Origin of the sequence: Xanthobacter sp. NM-59 (assembly GCF_021401125.1) — a bacterium.
GTDB lineage: Bacteria > Pseudomonadota > Alphaproteobacteria > Rhizobiales > Xanthobacteraceae > Xanthobacter.
Window position 1 is genome coordinate 224595 of record NZ_JACBFQ010000001.1, and the last position, 19827, is coordinate 244421.

General features: G+C 66.4%; 20 protein-coding genes. 13 read left to right on the plus strand and 7 right to left on the minus strand.

The genetic code is table 11. The features are described 5' to 3' along the window. Window positions 1–67 precede the first annotated feature (67 nt). The 3 genes from L0966_RS01040 to L0966_RS01050 all read left to right on the plus strand — a co-directional run bounded on the left by L0966_RS01040 (window position 68) and on the right by L0966_RS01050 (window position 3182). The gene (locus tag L0966_RS01040) at window positions 68–862 is read left to right on the plus strand and encodes a thymidylate synthase (protein ID WP_234049991.1); all 795 of its coding nucleotides are present in this window, start codon (window positions 68–70) and stop codon (window positions 860–862) included. A 75-nt stretch (window positions 863–937) separates the two neighbouring features. Further along, the gene (locus L0966_RS01045; protein WP_234049992.1) at window positions 938–2227 is read left to right on the plus strand and encodes an MFS transporter; all 1290 of its coding nucleotides are present in this window, start codon (window positions 938–940) and stop codon (window positions 2225–2227) included. 103 nt (window positions 2228–2330) lie between these two features. Next, on the plus strand, window positions 2331–3182 hold the full coding sequence (locus L0966_RS01050) for a sulfite oxidase heme-binding subunit YedZ (RefSeq protein ID WP_234049993.1): 852 nt from the start codon (window positions 2331–2333) through the stop codon (window positions 3180–3182). Here the strand turns inward: L0966_RS01050 and miaA are convergent. Further along, window positions 3170–4114 carry a tRNA (adenosine(37)-N6)-dimethylallyltransferase MiaA gene (gene miaA, locus L0966_RS01055; RefSeq protein ID WP_234049994.1) on the minus strand — a complete coding sequence of 315 codons (945 nt, stop codon included), beginning with the start codon at window positions 4112–4114 and terminating at the stop codon, window positions 3170–3172. The two genes, L0966_RS01050 and miaA, sit on opposite strands and share 13 nt — an antisense overlap. Here miaA and serB point away from each other — a divergent pair. Beyond that, window positions 4113–5012 carry a phosphoserine phosphatase SerB gene (serB, locus tag L0966_RS01060; protein ID WP_234049995.1) on the plus strand — a complete coding sequence of 300 codons (900 nt, stop codon included), beginning with the start codon at window positions 4113–4115 and terminating at the stop codon, window positions 5010–5012. The two genes, miaA and serB, sit on opposite strands and share 2 nt — an antisense overlap. Window positions 5013–5054: 42 nt before the next feature. On the opposite strand, the gene L0966_RS01065 is transcribed toward serB, so the two are convergent. The 6 genes from L0966_RS01065 to L0966_RS01090 form a co-directional block, all read right to left on the minus strand. Continuing rightward, the gene (locus L0966_RS01065; protein ID WP_234049996.1) at window positions 5055–6530 is read right to left on the minus strand and encodes a DegQ family serine endoprotease; all 1476 of its coding nucleotides are present in this window, start codon (window positions 6528–6530) and stop codon (window positions 5055–5057) included. 223 nt (window positions 6531–6753) lie between these two features. Then, entirely contained in the window at window positions 6754–6948 is a 195-nt protein-coding gene (locus tag L0966_RS01070; protein ID WP_234049997.1) for a DUF2065 domain-containing protein, read from the minus strand. Between the two features lie 16 nt (window positions 6949–6964). Continuing rightward, on the minus strand, window positions 6965–7861 hold the full coding sequence (gene hflC, locus L0966_RS01075) for a protease modulator HflC (RefSeq protein ID WP_234049998.1): 897 nt from the start codon (window positions 7859–7861) through the stop codon (window positions 6965–6967). Then, window positions 7858–9006, minus strand: a complete 1149-nt coding sequence (gene hflK, locus L0966_RS01080) for an FtsH protease activity modulator HflK (RefSeq protein ID WP_234049999.1) — start codon at window positions 9004–9006, stop codon at window positions 7858–7860. The genes hflC and hflK overlap by 4 nt, the downstream gene beginning before the upstream one ends. Window positions 9007–9273: 267 nt before the next feature. Next, window positions 9274–9552, minus strand: a complete 279-nt coding sequence (locus tag L0966_RS01085; RefSeq protein ID WP_234050000.1) for a ribbon-helix-helix domain-containing protein — start codon at window positions 9550–9552, stop codon at window positions 9274–9276. Beyond that, entirely contained in the window at window positions 9533–9727 is a 195-nt protein-coding gene (locus L0966_RS01090; RefSeq protein ID WP_370640628.1) for a DUF4169 family protein, read from the minus strand. The genes L0966_RS01085 and L0966_RS01090 overlap by 20 nt, the downstream gene beginning before the upstream one ends. Before the next feature lie 487 nt (window positions 9728–10214). Between L0966_RS01090 and fumC the strand changes: the two genes are divergently transcribed. From fumC to fusA, 9 genes are all read left to right on the plus strand, one after another. After that, window positions 10215–11603, plus strand: coding sequence for a class II fumarate hydratase (gene fumC, locus L0966_RS01095; RefSeq protein ID WP_234050001.1), 1389 nt, complete (start codon window positions 10215–10217; stop codon window positions 11601–11603). Between the two features lie 160 nt (window positions 11604–11763). After that, on the plus strand, window positions 11764–12372 hold the full coding sequence (locus L0966_RS01100; RefSeq protein WP_234050002.1) for a ParB-like protein: 609 nt from the start codon (window positions 11764–11766) through the stop codon (window positions 12370–12372). A gap of 126 nt (window positions 12373–12498) precedes the next feature. Further along, window positions 12499–13056 (plus strand): LemA family protein, encoded by a 558-nt coding sequence (locus L0966_RS01105; protein WP_370640629.1) that lies wholly within the window; start codon window positions 12499–12501, stop codon window positions 13054–13056. Window positions 13057–13066: 10 nt separating this feature from the next. Continuing rightward, window positions 13067–13924, plus strand: a complete 858-nt coding sequence (locus L0966_RS01110; protein ID WP_370640591.1) for a YgcG family protein — start codon at window positions 13067–13069, stop codon at window positions 13922–13924. Between the two features lie 110 nt (window positions 13925–14034). Next, the gene (locus L0966_RS01115; RefSeq protein WP_234050004.1) at window positions 14035–14850 is read left to right on the plus strand and encodes a TPM domain-containing protein; all 816 of its coding nucleotides are present in this window, start codon (window positions 14035–14037) and stop codon (window positions 14848–14850) included. 400 nt (window positions 14851–15250) lie between these two features. Then, window positions 15251–16234 (plus strand): malate dehydrogenase, encoded by a 984-nt coding sequence (locus tag L0966_RS01120; RefSeq protein ID WP_234050005.1) that lies wholly within the window; start codon window positions 15251–15253, stop codon window positions 16232–16234. 576 nt (window positions 16235–16810) lie between these two features. Beyond that, entirely contained in the window at window positions 16811–17182 is a 372-nt protein-coding gene (rpsL, locus tag L0966_RS01125; RefSeq protein ID WP_012113697.1) for a 30S ribosomal protein S12, read from the plus strand. Window positions 17183–17205: 23 nt separating this feature from the next. Next, entirely contained in the window at window positions 17206–17676 is a 471-nt protein-coding gene (gene rpsG / locus L0966_RS01130) for a 30S ribosomal protein S7 (protein WP_234050006.1), read from the plus strand. Window positions 17677–17694: 18 nt separating this feature from the next. Further along, window positions 17695–19770 (plus strand): elongation factor G, encoded by a 2076-nt coding sequence (fusA, locus tag L0966_RS01135; RefSeq protein ID WP_234050007.1) that lies wholly within the window; start codon window positions 17695–17697, stop codon window positions 19768–19770. Window positions 19771–19827 lie beyond the last annotated feature (57 nt).

The window sequence follows — 19827 nt, forward strand, 5'->3', positions numbered from 1 at the left end:
GCTTCCGGGCGAAGTGGCAACCGCTTCGCGTGAAGGAAGCGCGCAAGGACAAGCGCTCTGGGGAATCATGCAGCAGTATCTCGACCTTCTGAAGCACATTCTCCACGAGGGCGCGCGCAAGGACGACCGCACGGGGACGGGGACGCTCAGCGTGTTCGGGCACCAGATGCGCTTCCGGCTCGACGAAGGCTTTCCGCTCGTCACCACCAAGAAGCTGCACCTGAAATCCATCGTGCATGAGCTATTGTGGTTCCTCGCCGGCGACACCAACATCCGCTACCTGAAGGACCACGGCGTTTCTATCTGGGACGAGTGGGCCGATGCCAATGGGGACCTTGGCCCCGTCTATGGCCATCAGTGGCGCTCGTGGCCCAATCCCGAGGGCGGGGTGATCGACCAGATCGCCCAGGTGGTGGCGGACATTCGCAGGAACCCCGATTCGCGCCGCCTCATCGTCACCGCGTGGAATCCGGCGGATGTGCCGAAGATGGCGTTGCCGCCCTGCCACTGCCTGTTCCAGTTCGCGGTGGCCGAAGGCAAGCTTTCGTGCCAGCTCTATCAGCGTTCGGCGGATGTTTTCCTTGGCGTGCCCTTCAACATCGCTTCCTACGCGCTGCTTACCCACATGGTGGCGCAGGTGTGCGGGCTGAAGGCGGGCGATTTCATCCACACGCTGGGGGATGCCCACCTTTACCTGAATCACCTTGACCAGGCCCGCGAGCAACTCACCCGCAAGCCCCGCGCCCTGCCGCGCCTGGAGTTGAACCCGGAGGTGAGTGACCTCTTCGCCTTCCGTTTCGAGGACGTGCACTTCGCCGGCTACGATCCCCATCCGTCCATCCGGGCGCCCGTGGCGGTCTGAGCGGCCGGCGCCTCTGCCCTTGGCGGAGGTCGGCCCCCGGAGCTAGACTTACCGTCAGTGGGCTGGGGGCGTGGCATGATTGTCGATGAGCAGGTTGGTGGGCGGGATGTCGAACGGGCAACGCTCACGGGGTGGATCGTCTGGGGCACCGCGGCGCTCTTCTATCTCTACGAGTTCTTCGTGCGCGTTGCCCCCTCGGCCATGGAGCCGGAGCTTCAGGCAAATTTCCGCCTTTCGGCGGAAGCGCTCGGGGCGGCGGCCGGGGCCTATTACTTCATCTATTCGCCCATGCAGCTCTTCTCCGGCACGGTCATCGACCGTTTCGGGGCCAAGCGTACGCTGGTGGTCGCGGCGCTGATCTGCACTCTCGGCGCATTCGTGGAGGTGATGGGCACCCATCCCATGCTGCTGTCCTCCGCGCGCTTCCTGCAGGGGCTGGGTTCCGCCTTCGCCTTCGTCGGCACCATGTATCTTGCGGCGGACTGGTTCCCGCGCTCCATGCTGGCGCTGCTCGCGGGCCTCACCACCTCTCTGGGCATGGCCGGCGCCATCATCGGCAATTCCGGCACGGCCTTCATGGTGGAAACCATCGGCTGGCGCGGCGCACTGCTCGCGGCGGGTGGGCTTGGCCTCTTCATCATGCTGCTCATCCTGCTGATCGTCCGCTCGCATCCCGAGGCGGAGGCCCGCAACGCGGCGCGCAAGCGGCCCCATGTGCTGGATGCCCTGAAGGTGGTGTGGTCCAATCCACAGAGCTGGTATCTCGGTATCGTGGGCGCCGCGCTTTACATGCCGCTCTCCATCCTCGGCGCGCTGTGGGGCGAGGACTACATCCGCGCGGTCACCGGGGCGGATGCGGACCAGGCGGCGGCCGCCGTCTCGGTCATGTATGTGGGCTGGCTGGTGGGCGGGCCCATCGCGGGCTTCGTTTCGGATCGCTATCGCTCGCGCCGTGCGCTGCTGCTGGGCTCGGCGGTCGCCACCTGCGCCGTCACCCTGGCCATCGCCCTCATCACCAATGTCTCGATCACCGGCATGTACGGCCTCATGCTGCTGCTGGGGCTGGCCTCCACCTCCCAGGTGGTGTGCTTCGCCTCCGCGGTGGAGCACAATCCGCCGGAGGTGACGGGCACGGCGATCGCCGCCACGAATATGATGATCATGCTGCTCGGCGGGCTTGGCGAGTGGGGCTTCGGCGTCCTGCTGGATGTCTTCGGCGAGGGTAGCGGCACCGCCCTCGACCCCCATGCGTTCCGCATGGCCATCGGCCTTCTGCCGGCGATTTGCATGGTGGGCCTGGGCGCCGCGCTGCTGCTGACCGAGGCGCCCGAGCGCGAGCCGGCTGCCGAAGTCCTGGCCGCCTGAGGGCGCGGCCTCACGCCATCGTGTGCGAGGGGCCGTAACATTGGCGCACTGCGCGGCGTATCGGGGGGAGGGGCTCTCTCTCGCTCCACGCAAAAGGCCGCGCATGTCGCTCTTTCATGAACGCTCCGGCGCCTTCAGCCGGGAAAAGACGGGGTTCCTGCTGCTCTCGCTCCTGCCTGCTGCATGGCTTTGCGGGCTGGTGCTGAGCGGAGGGCTGGGCGCGCGCCCCTGGACCGGAGCCATTCACTTCACGGGCCTGTGGGCCATCCGCTTCCTGGTTCTGACGCTGGCGGTCACGCCCCTGCGGCGGCTGTTCGCGGCACCGAAGCTGTTCTTCGGGCGGCGCATCCTGGGCCTGGCCGCCCTCGGCTATGGCCTGCTCCACCTGCTGCTTTTCATCATCGACCAGGGGCCCCTGAGGGCGGCTTCCGAGATTGTGCTGCGCGCGTACCTGACAATCGGCGCGGTTGCGGTGGTCCTGCTGGTGGTCCTGGGTGCCACCTCCACCGATGGCGCCATTCAGCGCCTGGGCGCTAGGCGTTGGAACCTTCTCCACAAGGCGGTCTATGTCATCGCCCCGCTGGCGGCGCTGCACTTCTTCATTCAGTCGAAGCTCGATGTGACCGAGCCGGTTCTGATGAGCGGCGTGCTGCTGCTGCTGGGCCTCTACCGCGTGACGTTCTGGCTGAGGGGGCAGGTGACGCCGGGTCTTCTCGCCCTGCTGTCCGTGCTGGCTGCCGGGCTGACGGCGGGCGTGGAGGTGGCTTGGTATGGCCTCGCCACACGCGTGGATCCGTGGCTGGTGGCGCAGGCGAATCTGACATTCGACATCGGCCCGCGGCCGGCCTGGTGGGTGCTTGCCGGCGGGCTTGTGGTGGCCGTGCTCGCGGCCTTGCGTCAACGTTGGATGGTGCCGCCCCGCCGTGCCGGCCGTGCCCGCCCTCAGCCGAGCTGAGGGGGCAGGGCGGCCAGCAGCTGTTCCAGCGCGTCCTCAGGGCGTGCGCGCGGCCAATCGGCCATCTGATGGCGGAAGAAGGTGCGTTGGCGCTTGGCATAGCGCCGCGTGTCGCCCTGGCCTTCGGCGATGGCCTCCGCAAGGCTCATGTCGCCGGCCAGATGGCGGGTCAGGGCCGGGGCGCCATGGGCCTTGAGGGCTGTGCGCGCGGGATCAAGCCGCCGGGCGACGAGCCGGCGCACTTCCTCCAGGGCCCCCTGATCCAGCATCGACAGGAAACGCTCATCGATGCGCCGGCGCAGGATTTCGGGATCGACCTCCAGCACCAGGCGAACGCACGACTCAGGCGCAAGAAAGGGGGGCTGAGCCGCGCCTTGCCACTGCGAAATGGGGCGGCCGGTGGCTTCCGCGACCTCGAGCGCGCGCAGGATGCGCTGGCGGTCATTGGCGCCGATGCGCGTGGCGGCTGGTGGGTCCACCTGCTGCAGGCGGGCGTGCAGGGCGGCATTCTCCATCCCCTCCGCCGCGCCGCGTACGGCCGCACGAACCGCCTCGGGGATCGGGGGGACCTCCACAAGCCCTTGCGTCAATGCACGAAAATAGAGCCCGGTGCCGCCGACGAGAATCGGTAGCCGCCCCGTGGCCCATGCGCTGGCCAGCGCCGCCTGGGCGTCGCGCAGCCAATGGCCGACAGAATATTCCGCATCCGCGTCCACATGGCCATAAAGATGATGCGGTGCACGCCTAAGGTCCGCGTCGCTCGGCCGCGCCGTGAGCACAGCAAGATCGCCATAGACTTGCATGGAATCTGCATTCAGCACGATTCCTCCCGTGCGCTCCGCGAGCGCGAGGGCGAGCGCCGACTTGCCGCTGGCGGTGGGACCTGCGATGAGCACCGCCGTCCCCTTCTGTCCTGTTTCCGGTTCTTCCATGGCCTACGTTGCAACGCTGATTTCGAATCCATCTGCCCCGGCTTTGACCCGTGAGGCAATCCACGACGCGCGCGCCGTGCTGCCCCATGCCCAGGAACCGGTGATCCTCGCCCCCGATGTGGCCGCCGACATCCACTTCGCGCCCACGCTCGGCGCCGATTCCCGCGCCATCGCCGACAAGGTGCGCGCCGCCCTGAAGGGCGCGCCCATCGACGTGGTGGTGCAACTGGAGGCCGGCCGGCGCAAGCGTTTGTTCCTTGCCGACATGGATTCCACCATGATCCGCCAGGAATGCATCGACGAGCTGGCGGACGTGGTGGGGGTGAAGGCCCATGTGGCTGCCATCACCGAGCGCGCCATGCGCGGCGAGATCGAGTTCGAGCCCGCTTTGCGCGAGCGCGTGGCGCTGCTGCGGGGTCTTTCCGCCTCCGTGGTGGACGAGGTGCTGCGCGATCGCATCCATCTCACGCCCGGCGGACAGGAACTGGTGGGCACCATGCGGGCGAACGGGGCCTATACGGCCCTCGTTTCCGGCGGCTTCACCCTGTTCACTTCGGCCATCGCGGCGCGGGTGGGCTTCGACGAGCATCGCGCCAACACCTTGCTGGTGGATGGCGGCGAGTTCGTGGGCGCGGTGGCCGAGCCCATTTTGGGCCGCGACGCCAAGTTCGCGACCCTGGTGGAGCTGCGCGACCGCTTCCATCTCGCCCCCTCCGAAACCCTGGCGGTGGGCGATGGCGCCAATGATCTCGCCATGCTGGCGGAAGCCGGGTTGGGCGTCGCCTTCCACGCCAAGCCTCAGGTGGCGGCCGCCGCCCATGCCCGCATCGACCATGGCGACCTCAGCGCGCTGCTCTACATGCAGGGCTATACGCGCGAGGAATTCCACCCGCTCTGAAAATGGGCCGCGCCACTCAGCTCGTGGCGCGGCGGGCCTGCCTCAGTTGAGGGGCAGGGTGACGAATTCCTGCTGGCCTTCACCATCGGAAACCAGCAACAGCGCCGACTTCTTCTTGGCCTTGCGCAACGCTTCGATCTGCTTTTGCACATCGGCGGGGGTGGAAACAGGCTCCTGGCCCACCTGCACGATGACCTGACCGGCGCGCAACCCCTTGTCCGCGGCATCGGTGCCCGCCTCGACGGCGGTGATGACGGCGCCCTTGATCTCCGTCTTGATATTGTAGCGCTTGCGCAGCTCTTCGCTCATGGGCGCAAGGTCCAGGCCCAGGGCGCGCTTGGGGGCGGCCTTCTGGTCCTCCCCAGCCTTGCCGGCCTCCAGCTTGTCGTCCTCGGGCATGCGGGCGACCTTGAGGCGCAGGCTTTCCTCTTTGCCCTTGCGGATCACCACCACGTCCACCTCGCGCTCGGCCATGGTGTCCGCGACGGTGCGGGTGAGGTCGCGAATGGTCTTGATGTCGCGCCCGTCGAACTTGACGATGACGTCGCCGGGCTTCAGCCCCGCTTTGGCTGCCGGGCCGCCCTCGCTCACCACGCCCACCAGCGCGCCGCGCGGCTTGCCCATGCCGAGGCTCTCGGCGAGCTCGTCAGTAACGGCCTGGATGCGCACGCCAATCCAGCCGCGCCGCACCTCTTTGAACTGCTCAAGCTGGGCGATCACCGGCTGCGCGGTGGCGGAGGGCACCGCGAAGCCGATGCCGATGGACCCGCCGGACGGAGAGATGATCGCGGTGTTGATGCCCACCACCTCGCCTTCCATGTTGAACAGGGGCCCGCCCGAATTGCCACGATTAATGGCGGCATCGGTCTGGATGAAGTTGTCGTAGGGGCCGGAATTGATGTCGCGGTTGCGGGCCGAAACCACGCCCACGGTCAGGGTTCCGCCGAGACCAAACGGATTGCCGATGGCCATCACCCAGTCGCCCACGCGCAGCTTGTCTGAATTGCCGAACTTCACGGCGGTGAGCGGCTTGTCCGGTTTCACCTTCAGGAGGGCGAGGTCGGTCTTGATATCGCGGCCGATCAGTTCCGCTTTCAGCTTCGAGCCATCATTAAAGTTGGCGTAGATCTCGTCGGCATCGGCGATGACGTGGTTGTTGGTCACGATCAGGCCCGAAGGGTCGATCACGAAGCCCGAGCCGAGGGAGGACACCCGCCGGGAGCGGCCCTCTCCGCCGTCTTCCTGCCGATGCTTGAAGAATTCGTCGAAGAAATCCTCGAAAGGCGATCCGGGGGGTAGCTGCGGGGTGGGCACGCTGCGGGAGGCGGCGACCGTTTGCGAGGTGGAGATGTTCACCACCGCGTCCATGACACGCTCGGCCACGTCCGCGACGGTGTCCGGGCCCTTGCCGGACGCCGCGGCCACGGGGCCACCTGCCAGCACGGGCAGGACCAGGGACAGGGCCAGGGCAGCGGCGACGAGCGGCCGGCGACGAAGGAAGCGGCGGGACAAGGGCATCGGTCTCCTCGAAGCTTCAGCGACCTGCGGAGGCTGCGCCGGGTGCAGCCAGGGCGCAAGGGCAAATGCGCGAAGCCGCTTCACATCCTTTCCCCGGGCGCGGGAGCGAGGGCGATCGGCAGCATCGGGCCGACCGAAGAAACCGAGACGCGGCAAGGAATCGAAAAAGAGAGCCAGGGGGATCGCCAGGAGCGCGCGCCCCGCGCATGGCCTTAGGGTCGTTTCAATGCGCCCCTGTGCGCACCAGGAAAACGACAAGCACCCCGGCCGCGCCGACCGCGAGCCCGGCGATGCGCATCGGGCCCTCGGGGGCGTGGAGCACCGCGAGCATCGCGCGGCGCCAGGCATGGGGGAACGCCGCGAGGCAGAGTCCCTCGATGGCGAGCATAAGGCCCAGGGCGGCAAGCAGGTCGGTCATGCCGCCCCGGATCTGGTCAGTTCGCGCCCGGCTTCGCCGCAGCGCCGCCGAAAGGATCGCGGAAATAGCGGAAGAAGCTGGAATCCGGGCTCACCACCAACCGGGTATCCGACGCCTTCATGCTGGCCTCATAGGCCTGCATGGAGCGGTAGAAGGTGAAGAAGTCCGGATCGCGGCCGAACGCGTCGGCGAAGATGCGGTTGCGTTCCGCATCGCCTTCGCCGCGGAGTTGCTCGCCCTTCGAATTGGCCTCGGCCAGGACGATGGCGGCTTCGCGATCGGCGCGGGCGCGCAGGCGCTGGGCGGCCTCGTTACCCTGTGCGCGGATCTCGGCGGCCTCGCGCTGGCGCTCGGTCTGCATCCGCTGGAACACGGCCTGGCTGTTGGCTTCCGGCAGGTCGGCGCGGCGGATGCGGACATCGACCACGGTGATGCCGAAGCCGGCGGCCTCGCGATTCACCTGCTCGCCGATCTGGCGCATGAGGTCCTCGCGCTGGTCACGCACCACGGCGATGAATGTGTTCTCGCCCAGCACCCGGCGCAGGGCCGAGTTGAGCACCGTCGCAAGGCGCGAATTGGCGGCCTGGATGGAGCCCGCAGCCTGATAGAAGCGCAGCGGATTGGTGATGCGGTAGCGCGCGAACGCGTCCACCACGATGCGCTTCTGGTCCGAGGCGATCACTTCCTGGGAGGGATTTTCCAGGTCCAGGATACGGTTGTCGAGATAGACGACGCTGTCGATGAACGGCGCCTTCCAGTGCAGGCCTGGCGTGGTGACGGGCTCCAGCGGCTCGCCGAGGCGCAGCACCAGGGCCTGCTGGGTCTGGTTGACGATGAAGGCGGACGAGTAGACCACCACCAGGGCGATCACCGCGAGGATGGCGAGCACGCCGCCGAAAACGTGATTCCTCATCGCGTGGCTCCCTGGGTCTGGCTGGTGGCGGGCGCCGTGGGCCGGCGCATCATGTCGTTGAGCGGCAGAACGGGCACCACGCCCGCGCTCCCTCCGGGGCCGGAGGTCGATGCCACGCCGGGATCCACCAGTACCTTGTCCACGCTGCCGAGCACGCGCTCCATGGTTTCCAGGTACATGCGCTCGCGCGTCACGTCCTTGGCCTTCTGATACTCGTCATAGACCTTGAGGAAGCGCGCCGCCTGGCCGCGGGCTTCCACCACGGTGCGCTCGCGATAGGCCTGGGCCGAGTTCTCGATGCGCGATGCCTCGCCTCGCGCCTCGGGCAGCACCCGGTTTGCGTAGGTCTGGGCTTCGTTCTGGGAACGCTCGGCGTCGGCGCGGGCGGCCTGCACGTCGCGGAAGGCGTCGATGACCTGGGCCGGCGGATCCACCTTCTGAAGCTGGACCTGGGTGATACGCACACCGGCTTTGTACTGGTCGAGGGTGTGCTGCATCAGCTCCTGCACGGCGGTCTCGATATTCTGGCGCGCGCCGGTGAGGATGGGCTGAATGTCCGTGCGGCCGATGACCTCGCGCATGGCGCTTTCGGCCACGGCCTTGATGGTCCCCTCGTTGTTCTGCACGTTGAAGAGGTATTGCTCGGCGTTGGAGATCACCCAGAACACGGAAAAGTCCACGTCCACGATGTTCTCGTCGCCCGTGAGCATCAGGCTTTCTTCCGGAACGTCACGGGCCATCGCGCTGGGGCGGCGTCCGTCGTCTGCCACGCGGATGCCGACGTCGATGCGGTTGACGCGCGTCACCTTGGGGGTGAGCACCGTCTCGATGGGGTAGGGCCAGTGATAATTGAGGCCTGGCTGGGTGAGGCCCACGAACTTGCCGAAGCGCAGCACCACACCCTGCTCGTCCGGCTCCACCCGGTAGAAGCCCGAAAGAAGCCAGCCGCCGATGACCAGCGCCACCAGCAGGATGGCGCCTTTGAAGCCGAAGGCATCCGGCATCATGGTGCGCAGCCGGTCCTGGCTGCGGCGGATCAGGTCTTCAATGTCCGGAGGCGTGGGTCCCGAGGATTGCGGTCCGGAACTCCAAGGACCGCGCGGCCCGTTTCCCCATGGGCCGCCACTCTGATTCTTCCACGACATCCGTCGTCTCCCGTCGGCGGTGCCGCGAAAGGGCGCCCGCGTCACACCGTGTCTTGCCCGAAGCACCGCGCGGGGCGGCACGGGGCGGAAGGCCCGCCCGCTTCCCCGCGCCCTGCGGCCCGCTCGCGTGGCCGCCTGACGGGCGTAAACCCGCACGGGCGGGAATGGAGCACCATTCGCCCAAGCGGTGCGGTTATAGAAAACCGTGCGCCGCGTTTCAACGCGGCGCACCGTCCTCCAGGGAAGCAGATAAGGTCCCGCTGCGCATTACGCAACGGGAGGTGCGGTCACACCCATGCGGTCGCTGGTGCCGACCGAGCGCGCGGTCTGCGCGGCACCGCGATAATGGTCAAGCACGAACAGGCGGATAGCGGAGGACAGATTGCCCTGCGTCCGCGCGGAATCAATGGTCGCTACAAGATCGGACAAGGTGAGCCGGCGGCTCGTGGCGATCTCCTTCAGCGCCTCCCAAAAAGCGTCCTCGAGGCTCACGCTGGTCTTGTGACCGGCGATGACAATGGACCTCTTAACCACGGGGCTCTTCATGTTCTTCCCTCTCGGTCAGCGCATGGCCTTCATGGCGCAGACGCCGACGCTCGAGCTCCTGCGCGACGGCCTCGCGGTCAGCCTTGGTCCGCCCGAATCGGATGCGGTTTTCCTCGGCCTGCGCTTGAGCCGCGCGGCGAGCCTTCGCCTTGCGCTCACGATGAAGATTCACCACGTCGCCCAACTTTTACCCTCACAGGTTCGGCTGGCTCCCCCAAAAACCAGTCGACTTCATGCTCAACTCGTGCGTGACGGACTGCGTCGAAACACAAGCAAGGCACTGAGATTAGATTACCTCTGAGAGAGTGGTGAAGATATGGCGAAATCCAGGTTTCGCCGCCTCCACGGGCTACCATTCGACAATAAATTTAACAGAAAAGTACGGCACACTTACGAGTTGCAGCGCCGTGGGCGGCCGGAGGAATGCGGCGGAAGGCTGTCTCCCCGTGGCTTCGGGACCGTGCTATGAGGCCGCCGCGCGATCCGCAGCGCGCCCGGCCGGCAGGCGGGGCGCGCACCGGGTCCTCCACATCAAGTGCTTTCTTCACGCGGACGCAGAGCCACTTCGCCCGAGAATTCGGCAGCTCACTGAACCGGCAAGCTTCCTTCGAGGCGCGGGGAAATCCTGTCGCTCGAGGCGCTCCAGGAGAGAGGGTATACCCATGAACACGCGTACGGAGACCGATACCTTCGGTCCGATCGAGGTTCCTTCCGACCGCTATTGGGGCGCGCAGGCGCAGCGCTCTCTGGGCAATTTCAAGATCGGCTGGGAAAAGCAGCCGCTGCCCGTGGTGCGGGCGCTGGGAATCGTCAAGCGCGCGGCCGCAGAGGTGAACCGCGATCTGGGCCGGCTCGATCCCAAGCTGGCCGAGGCCATCATGTCCGCCGCCCAGGAGGTGATGGACGGCAAGCTGGACGAGCACTTCCCCCTGGTGGTCTGGCAGACCGGCTCGGGCACGCAGTCCAACATGAACGCCAACGAGGTCATTTCCAACCGGGCCATTGAAATGCTTGGCGGGGAGAAGGGCTCCAAGAAGCCCGTGCACCCCAATGACCACGTCAATATGAGCCAGTCGTCCAACGACACCTTCCCGACTGCCATGCATGTGGCCGCCGCGGAGGAAGTGGTGCATCGCCTGCTGCCGGCCCTGAAGACCCTTCACGACGCCCTGGCGACCAAGTCCAAGGCGTGGGAGCACATCATCAAGATTGGCCGCACCCACACCCAGGACGCGACCCCGCTGACCCTGGGCCAGGAGTTCTCCGGCTATACCCAGCAGGTGGCCAACGGCATCAAGCGCATCGAGATGACCCTGCCGGGCCTGATGCAGCTGGCACAGGGCGGCACCGCGGTGGGCACCGGCCTCAACGCGCCCATCGGCTTCGCCGAGAAGGTGGCGGCCAAGATTGCCGAGATCACCGGCCTTGAGTTCACCTCCGCGCCGAACAAGTTCGAGGCGCTGGCGGCTCACGACGCCATGGTGTTCACGCACGGCGCCATCAACACCGTTGCGGCCTCTCTGTTCAAGATCGCCAACGACATCCGCCTGTTGGGCTCGGGCCCGCGCTCTGGTCTCGGCGAGCTGGCGCTGCCGGAGAACGAGCCCGGCTCGTCCATCATGCCCGGCAAGGTGAACCCCACCCAGTGCGAGGCGATGACGCAGGTCTGCGCGCAGATCTTCGGCAACCATGCCACGCTGACCTTCGCCGACAGCCAGGGCCACTTCGAGCTCAATGTTTACAACCCGGTGATGGCTTACAACTTCCTGCAGTCCGTGCGCCTCATGTCGGATGCGGCGCTGAGCTTTACCGAGCATTGCGTGGTCGGCATCGAGCCGCGCGAGGACAACATCAAGGCGGGCCTGGAGCGCTCCTTGATGCTGGTGACCGCGCTCGCCCCGAAGATCGGCTACGACAACGCCGCCAAGATTGCCAAGACCGCGCACAAGAAGGGCACCACCCTGCGCGACGAGGCCGTGGGCGGCGGCTATGTGACGAACGAGGAGTTCGACGCTATTGTTCGTCCCGAGAAGATGATCTCCCCGAGCTGAGTCTCCGGTTGCATCGGAAAAGCGGAAGCGGCGCCCTTCGGGGCGCCGTTTTTGTGTCGGGGGGCGGTTGGCCGTTCGATGGAGGCTCGGGGCGCTCCACTTCGGCCGTTCGCCGCATTAAGGTGCGCAGGCCGGCGGCGCCAGTGAACCGGGGGTGTGCATGGGACAGCCACGCGAAGGTGAAGAGATCCGGATCGACCTGCTGCATCCCACGCAGCTCACCTTGGGCCTCAGCGAGGTGAAGCGTCGGGCCAAGGCCATGGACGCCCTTTCGAAAAGCGAGCTGAAGGCGCTGGTCGCCGCCAAGGCGATTCCCCATGTGCTTGGGCCGGGCGGGCGAATCTACATGGTGGATCACCACCATCTGTGCCGGGCCCTGCAGCGGATCGACGAGAACAAGGCGGTGCTCGGCACCCGGGTGGCGGACTGGTCGGATCTCGATCTGCACGGCTTCTGGCAGCGGATGGAGCGGGAAAGCCTGTGCTGGCCCATCGATATGGATGGCAATCGCCGGCCGTGCGTGAAGATTCCCCAGAACGTGAAGGATCTCACCGACAATCCATGGCGCACGCTGGCCCGCGGCGTGCGCGGCCGGGCCTATTCCAACGAGGACACGCCGTTTCAGGAATTCATGTGGGGCAATTACTATCGCTCCTTCATGAGCAACCGGCTGCTGGAAGTGGATCTGGAGCTGGCGGAAGAGCTGGCCATCAAGGTCTCGCGCCTGGACGAGGCACAGGACCTGCCCGGCTATCTGGGCTCGGCCTAGAGACTGCCGCATGGTCAAGGCGCACGCGGTGCGGTAACAGCGTCCAGGATTGAGCGAGGGAGAGAAGCGATGGGTGGTTCGTTCGCGGCGCGGCTTTCGGGGCTGAGGGCCCCGCTGTTCGCGGTCATGGTCTCGCTCCTGCTCGCGGGCTGTGGAATCAATGTGATTCCCACTTCGGAGGAGCACGCCAAGGCCATGTGGAGCGAGGTGCTGAACCAGTATCAGCGCCGCTCCGATCTCATTCCCAATCTGGTGGAGACGGTGAAGGGTTACGCCTCCCAGGAGCGTGACGTCCTCACCTCCGTCATCGAGGCGCGGGCCAAGGCGACCTCTATCAACGTGGACGCCTCGACCATCACCGATCCGGAGAAGTTCAAGCAGTTCCAGGCGGCACAGAGCGAGCTGGGGCGGGCGCTGGGGCGGCTTATCGCGGTTTCGGAGGCCTATCCGGACCTGAAGTCCAGCCAGAACTTCCTGGCGCTCCAATCCCAGATCGAGGGAACGGAAAATCGCATCGCCGTGGCGCGGCGTGACTACATCCGCGCGGTTCAGGCCTACAATACCGAGCTGAAGACCTTCCCTGGCGTGCTTTGGGCCGCGACCCTCTATCGCTCCTACAAGCCCATGGAAACCTTTACGATTTCCGAGGAGCAGACGCGCGCTCCGCAGGTCCGGTTCAATTGAGGACCGGGGCGTGAGCGGCCGGGTCGTCGGGCGAGCTTGGGGGCGCGGCGGTTTCGCCGGCGCGTTGGCGCCGGCTGCGGTGGCGAGAGCGTGGCTTGCCGTGGCCCTCGCTATGGCGCTGCTGGCAGCCTTCTCGACGGGCGCGCGCGCCTATACGTTCCCGCCGCTGACGGGCCGCGTGGTCGATGCCGCGAATATCCTCGACCCCGTCAGCCGCGCCGAACTGGAAGCGCGCCTGGTGGCCCAGGAGGAGAAGGCGTCCGACCAGGTGGTGGTCGCCACCGTTCCCTCGCTGGAGGGCGGCGCGGTGGAGGACTATGCCAACGAGCTGTTCCGCGCCTGGGGCATCGGGCAGGCAGGCAAGAACAATGGCGTGCTGCTGCTGGTGGCGCCGAATGAGCGCAAGGTGCGCATCGAGGTCGGCTATGGCCTGGAGGGCATCCTCACCGATGCTGTGGCCAGCACCATCATCCGCAACGCCATCGTGCCCGCCTTCAAGGCGGGGGACATGCCGGACGGCATCCTGAAGGGCACGGACGCCATCATTGAGATCCTCAATCTGGATCCGGAAGAGGCCCGCGCCCGTGCCCGCGCCGAGGCGGAGGAAACCAGCCTGGAGGATTGGCTCGGCGTGATCGTGCTGATCCTGATGATCGCGCTGTGGATCTACATCTTCTGGCGGGCGGCGCGGTCCGGCTCCGGCGGGCGCGGCGCGCGCATGGCGGGGCGCCGGAAACGCTCGGGCGAGGCGGCGGCCCCGGTCACGACCTGGGATTGGGGCAGCGGCGGCGGCAGCGACCGCGACTCGGGCGGCTGGTCCGGGGGAGGGGGCTCATCGGGCGGTGGCGGCGCCTCCGGAAGCTGGTAATTTGCTGCGGCGCCCCGGCGCGCGATGTGGCATGATGCAATGCTGGTGTTCCACCAGCCGTTCTGACAAGACTGGACGTCCGACAATGGTCGCAGGTGCTGGAGACCGTCATGGTGGCTGACCGCCGACAGGGGCCCGTGCGCGCAGGGCGCGCCGACCCCGCTGCCCAGGCTCAGCCGGGCCGCCCGCCGCGCGCGCAGCCGCCTCAGGCGCCGGCTGCGGCCAAGGAGCCGGAGGCCGCCCCCGCGCCCGATCGCAAGCAGGACATGAGCTACGTGGGCGCCGCCGCCCGTCCGCCGGCGACCGTCGTCTTCGGGCTTTCGCCCGAGGACATGCGCGAGGTCAATGAGGCGATCGCGGCCGCCGAGCTGCAGACCTCGGCGGAAATCCGCGTGGTGGTGTCCCGCGGGTCGCTGGTTCAGCACCCCTTCTTTTCGGTGATGTGGTCGTCGCTGGTCTCGCTGGTGCTGCCGTGGGCCATCGTGGTGCTGTGGCCCATGTCTGCGCTCAGCATCCTCCAGGTCCAGGCCATCATCTTCCTAGTGGTGGCGGGCATCCTGATGCTGCCGCAGATGACGGAACGTGTGGTGCCGCGCCTGGCGCTGAAGGCAGCGGCCCGCTCGGCGGCCATCGAGGCCTTCCTGGCCCATGGCGTGTCGCAAACCTCTGGCCGCACTGGCATTCTCATTTTCGTCGCGGCCCGCGAAAGGCTGGTCGAGGTGGTGGCGGACGACGGGGTGCACACGCCCCTGGGTCCCGTGGCCTGGGCGGAGATTTGCGATTCGATCTCCCGCGAGGCGCGCAAGGGCAGCCTCGTCGAGGGCCTCGTTTCCGGCGTGCGGCGGGCGGGCGAGCTTCTGGCGCGCCCCATGCCGCAGCGGCCCGGCGACGTGAACGAGCTCTCGGACCGCGTCGTGGTCATCTGACGGCTGCCTGACAACGGAACCCGTGCCACGGTCGCCAGTCGCTGCGCTGATGCGTGGCGCGGCGACTGGGAAAGGTATTTCAGGTCCCCACGACGCGCGAGCCGGGTGGTCGCCGTCCACGCGCAGACCTGCCCCGCGCGAGGGGACGAGCGGGGAAAGCGCGCGGGTCGCAGCCATCCGAGCGAGGCCGGCGACAATTTGCCTCCCGGCCGGGCGCTCGCCCGGGATGGGGAAGGCGCGGCGGTATCGGCATTTGCCCCATGGGGTGCAGGACACCTAGACGAAGGAAGCGGGGGGTGAGGTGCACCTCGGTGTGCATTCGTCTTTGCATTCGCCGCCTGTGGGAATAGATTGCGCGCCCGAGCCTGAGGGGCTCACTCAAGGCAAAGGGCATTTTCCCATGACCAAACCCGCCGTTCGCGTCGCCGTTACGGGCGCCGCCGGTCAGATTTGTTATTCGCTTCTGTTCCGCATCGCCAATGGCGATCTGTACGGCAAGGATCAGCCGGTCATTCTGCAGCTTCTCGATCTCCCGCAGGCCCAGGGCGCGGTGGGCGGCGTGGTGATGGAGCTCGAGGATTGCGCGTTCCCGAACCTCGCCGACGTTGTCATCACCTCCGACCCCAAGGTGGCCTTCAAGGACATCGACGCCGCCATCCTGGTGGGCGCCCGTCCGCGCTCGAAGGGCATGGAGCGCGCTGACCTGCTCTCCGCCAACGCCGAGATCTTCAAGGTGCAGGGCGCGGCCCTCAACGAGGTCGCCAAGCGCGACGTGAAGGTGCTGGTGGTCGGCAACCCGGCCAACACCAACGCCTACATCACCGCCAAGAGCGCTCCGGACCTGCCGGCCCGCAACATCACCGCCATGCTGCGTCTCGACCACAACCGCGCGCTCTCGCAGTTCGCCAAGAAGGCGGGCGTGCTGAGCCAGGACATCGAGAAGCTGGCCGTGTGGGGCAACCACTCCCCGACCATGTATGCCGACTACCGCTTCGCCACCGTCAAGGGCAAGCCGCTGCCGGAGCTCGTCGGTGACGAGGCCTGGTATCGCGACACGCTGATTCCCACCGTGGGCAAGCGCGGCGCCGCCATCATCGAGGCGCGTGGCCTGTCGTCCGCCGCCTCCGCGGCCAACGCGGCCATTGACCACATGCACGACTGGATCCACGGCACCAATGGTGGCTGGGTTTCCATGGGCGTGGCGTCTGACGGCTCCTACGGCGTGCCGGAGGGAATCGTGTTCGGCGTGCCCGCCGTGTGCACCAATGGCGATTACGAAGTCGTGAAGGGCCTGCCCATGGACGACTTCTCCAAGACCAAGTTCGACGTCACCCTCAAGGAACTCCTCGAGGAGCGCGACGGCGTCGCCGCCCTGCTCGGCTGATTCCTTAATAAAACGTTGCCTTGGGGCGCGGCGCCTTGGTGCCGCGCCCTTTGCTTTGCCGCTGTCATAAAACCCTCCGGGCGGGGGTGCTAGACCTTGGGTGCAGAGCAAAAATGCCCCTCGAGCCCCCTTTTCTCGGCTCCGAAGCGTTGAAACTCTTGACGCAGAGCGACTCTGCGGCTAGAAGCAGCCCACTTTCGCGGCAGGCGGTCGGTGCCTGAACGAGAGACGCAGCAAAGGCCCCCGGCGAAAGCCCACTGGCCACAGCGTCTTTCAGGGCACCGAAACGCTGCCAGGAACAGCACTGCGATAACTTCAGGTGCATGATCGCAGCGCCGCCGGAACCGAACCGGTTCCGGGTCGAGCGTTGTGATCCTCTGTCGCGAACAAGGCGTGTTCGCTGCCGAGTGCGGTGGCGAGCGGCGCCTTTTCTGTTCGTTGTGCGGCCAGCCGGTCTCCGGCGGTTGAAACGAATTTCGTAAGGCCACCGTGAGGTGGCCAGCCGTGGCGGTCGCAAGGCCGTCGAACTTAAAAGTTGCGGCCAAGGCCGCAGGTCAGGACGAGGCGAAGGCGTACATGCCGACGATCAACCAGCTGATCCGTAAGCCGCGGGAAGCGCAGAAGGCGCGGGACAAGGCGCCGGCGCTCCAGGCGAGCCCCCAGAAGCGCGGCGTGTGCACGCGCGTCTACACCACGACCCCGAAGAAGCCGAACTCGGCCCTTCGTAAGGTCGCCAAGGTGCGGCTCACCAACAGCTACGAAGTGATCGGCTACATCCCCGGTGAAGGCCACAACCTTCAGGAGCACTCCGTGGTCATGATCCGCGGTGGCCGCGTGAAGGATCTTCCTGGCGTGCGCTATCACATCCTGCGCGGCGTGCTCGATACGCAGGGCGTGAAGAACCGCAAGCAGCGCCGTTCGAAGTACGGCGCGAAGCGGCCCAAGTGATCGGCTGAAGTGAGGAATTAGAAATGTCCCGTCGTCACAAGGCCGAGCGCCGCGAAGTCATCCCGGATCCGAAGTTCGGGTCCACCATTCTGTCCCGCTTCATGAATTCCGTGATGCGTGACGGCAAGAAGTCCGTGGCCGAGTCCATCGTGTATGGCGCCCTCGACGTGGTCGAGGTCAAGGCCAAGCACGATCCGGTGGAGGTCTTCATCCAGGCCCTCGAGAACGTGGCGCCTGCGGTTGAGGTTCGCTCCCGCCGCGTGGGTGGTGCCACCTACCAGGTTCCCGTGGAAGTGCGGAACGAGCGTCGCCAGACCCTGGCGATCCGCTGGCTCATCGCTTCCGCCCGTGCGCGCAACGAGAAGACCATGGTGGAGCGTCTCTCCGCCGAGCTGCTCGATGCGGCCAACAATCGCGGCGCTGCCGTGAAGAAACGCGAAGACACGCACCGTATGGCCGAGGCCAACCGGGCGTTCTCGCACTATCGCTGGTGATCGGAGAGGACGCTTCCCATGCCCCGTACTCACGCGATCGAGGATTACCGCAACTTCGGCATCATGGCTCACATCGATGCCGGCAAGACCACGACCACTGAGCGGATCCTCTACTACACCGGCAAGAGCCACAAGATCGGCGAAGTCCATGATGGCGCCGCCACCATGGACTGGATGACCCAGGAGCAGGAGCGCGGCATCACCATTACGTCGGCCGCGACGACCGCTTTCTGGCAGGGCAAGCGTCTGAACATCATCGACACCCCCGGGCACGTCGACTTCACCATCGAGGTGGAGCGTTCGCTGCGGGTGCTCGACGGCGCCGTGTGCGTGCTTGACGGCAACCAGGGCGTCGAGCCGCAGACCGAGACTGTGTGGCGCCAGGCGGACAAGTACAACGTGCCCCGCATCGTGTTCGTCAACAAGATGGACAAGATCGGTGCCGACTTCTACCGCTGCGTCGACATGATCGTGGACCGCGTGGCCGGCAACCCTGTGTGCTGCCAGCTGCCGATCGGCTCCGAGAGCAACTTCAAGGGCATCATCGACCTCGTCCGCATGAAGGCGGTCGTGTGGGAAGATGAAGCCCTGGGTGCGAAGTACCATGACGAGGAGATCCCCGCGGATCTCGCCGACAAGGCCGCTGAGTACCGCAATAAGCTCGTGGAAGCCGCTGTCGAGCTCGACGACGACGCCATGGCCGCTTACCTCGACGGCACCGAGCCGGACGAGGCGACCCTGAAGTCCCTCATCCGCAAGGCCGTGATTGGGCGCAAGTTCAACCCGGTGTTCTGCGGCTCCGCGTTCAAGAACAAGGGCGTGCAGCCTTTGCTCGACGCCGTGGTGGACTTCCTGCCGTCGCCGATTGATCGCGGCGCCATCAAGGGCATCGATTTCAAGACCGAGGAAGAGACCGACCGCAAGCCTTCGGATGCGGAGCCGCTGTCTGTCCTCGCGTTCAAGATCATGGACGACCCCTTCGTGGGCACCATTACCTTCTGCCGCGTCTATTCGGGCGTGATGGAAGCTGGCATGAGCCTCCTGAACTCCACTCGCGACAAGCGCGAGCGCGTGGGTCGGATGCTGCTCATGCACGCCAACAACCGTGAGGACATCAAGGAAGCCTATGCGGGCGACATCGTCGCTCTCGCCGGCCTCAAGGAAGTCCGCACCGGTGACACGTTGTGCTCGACCGAAAAGCCGGTGATCCTCGAGAAGATGGAGTTCCCGGAGCCCGTCATCGAGATCGCCATCGAGCCCAAGTCCAAGGCCGACCAGGAGAAGCTGGGCATCGCCCTGTCGAAGCTGGCCGCCGAGGATCCGTCCTTCCGCGTGTCGACCGACCACGAGAGCGGCCAGACCATCCTCAAGGGGATGGGCGAACTGCACCTCGACATCAAGGTCGACATCCTGAAGCGCACCTACAAGGTGGACGCCAACATCGGTGCCCCGCAGGTCGCCTATCGTGAGACCCTCACGAAGAAGACCGAAGTGGACTACACCCACAAGAAACAGACCGGTGGTACCGGCCAGTTCGCTCGGGTGAAGTTCGTGGTGGAGCCGAACGAGGCGGGCAAGGGCTTCCAGTTCGAGAGCGTGATCGTCGGCGGCGCGGTGCCGAAGGAGTACATCCCGGGCGTCCAGAAGGGCCTCGAGAGCGTGCTTGGCGCTGGTGTGCTGGCGGGCTTCCCGGTCGTGGACGTCAAGGTTCAGCTCATCGACGGCGCGTTCCACGAAGTGGACTCGTCTGCTCTGGCCTTCGAAATCGCGTCTCGCGCTGCGTTCCGTGAAGCCCTCCAGAAGGGCAGCTCGGTTCTGCTCGAGCCGATCATGAAGGTCGAGGTGGTGACCCCCGAGGATTACACGGGTTCGGTCATCGGCGATCTGAACTCCCGTCGTGGCCAGATCCAGGGCCAGGACATGCGTGGCAACGCCAACGTGATCAACGCGATGGTGCCGCTCGCCAACATGTTCGGCTACGTGAACACCCTGCGCTCGTTCAGCCAGGGCCGTGCCACCTTCACCATGCAGTTCGACCACTACGAGCAGGTGCCGTCGAACGTGGCTCAGGAGGTTCAGGCCAAGTACGCGTGAGCGTCGGCCTGAGCCCCATTCACCCTTAAAGATCACGCCAGAGAGACCCGACGGAGC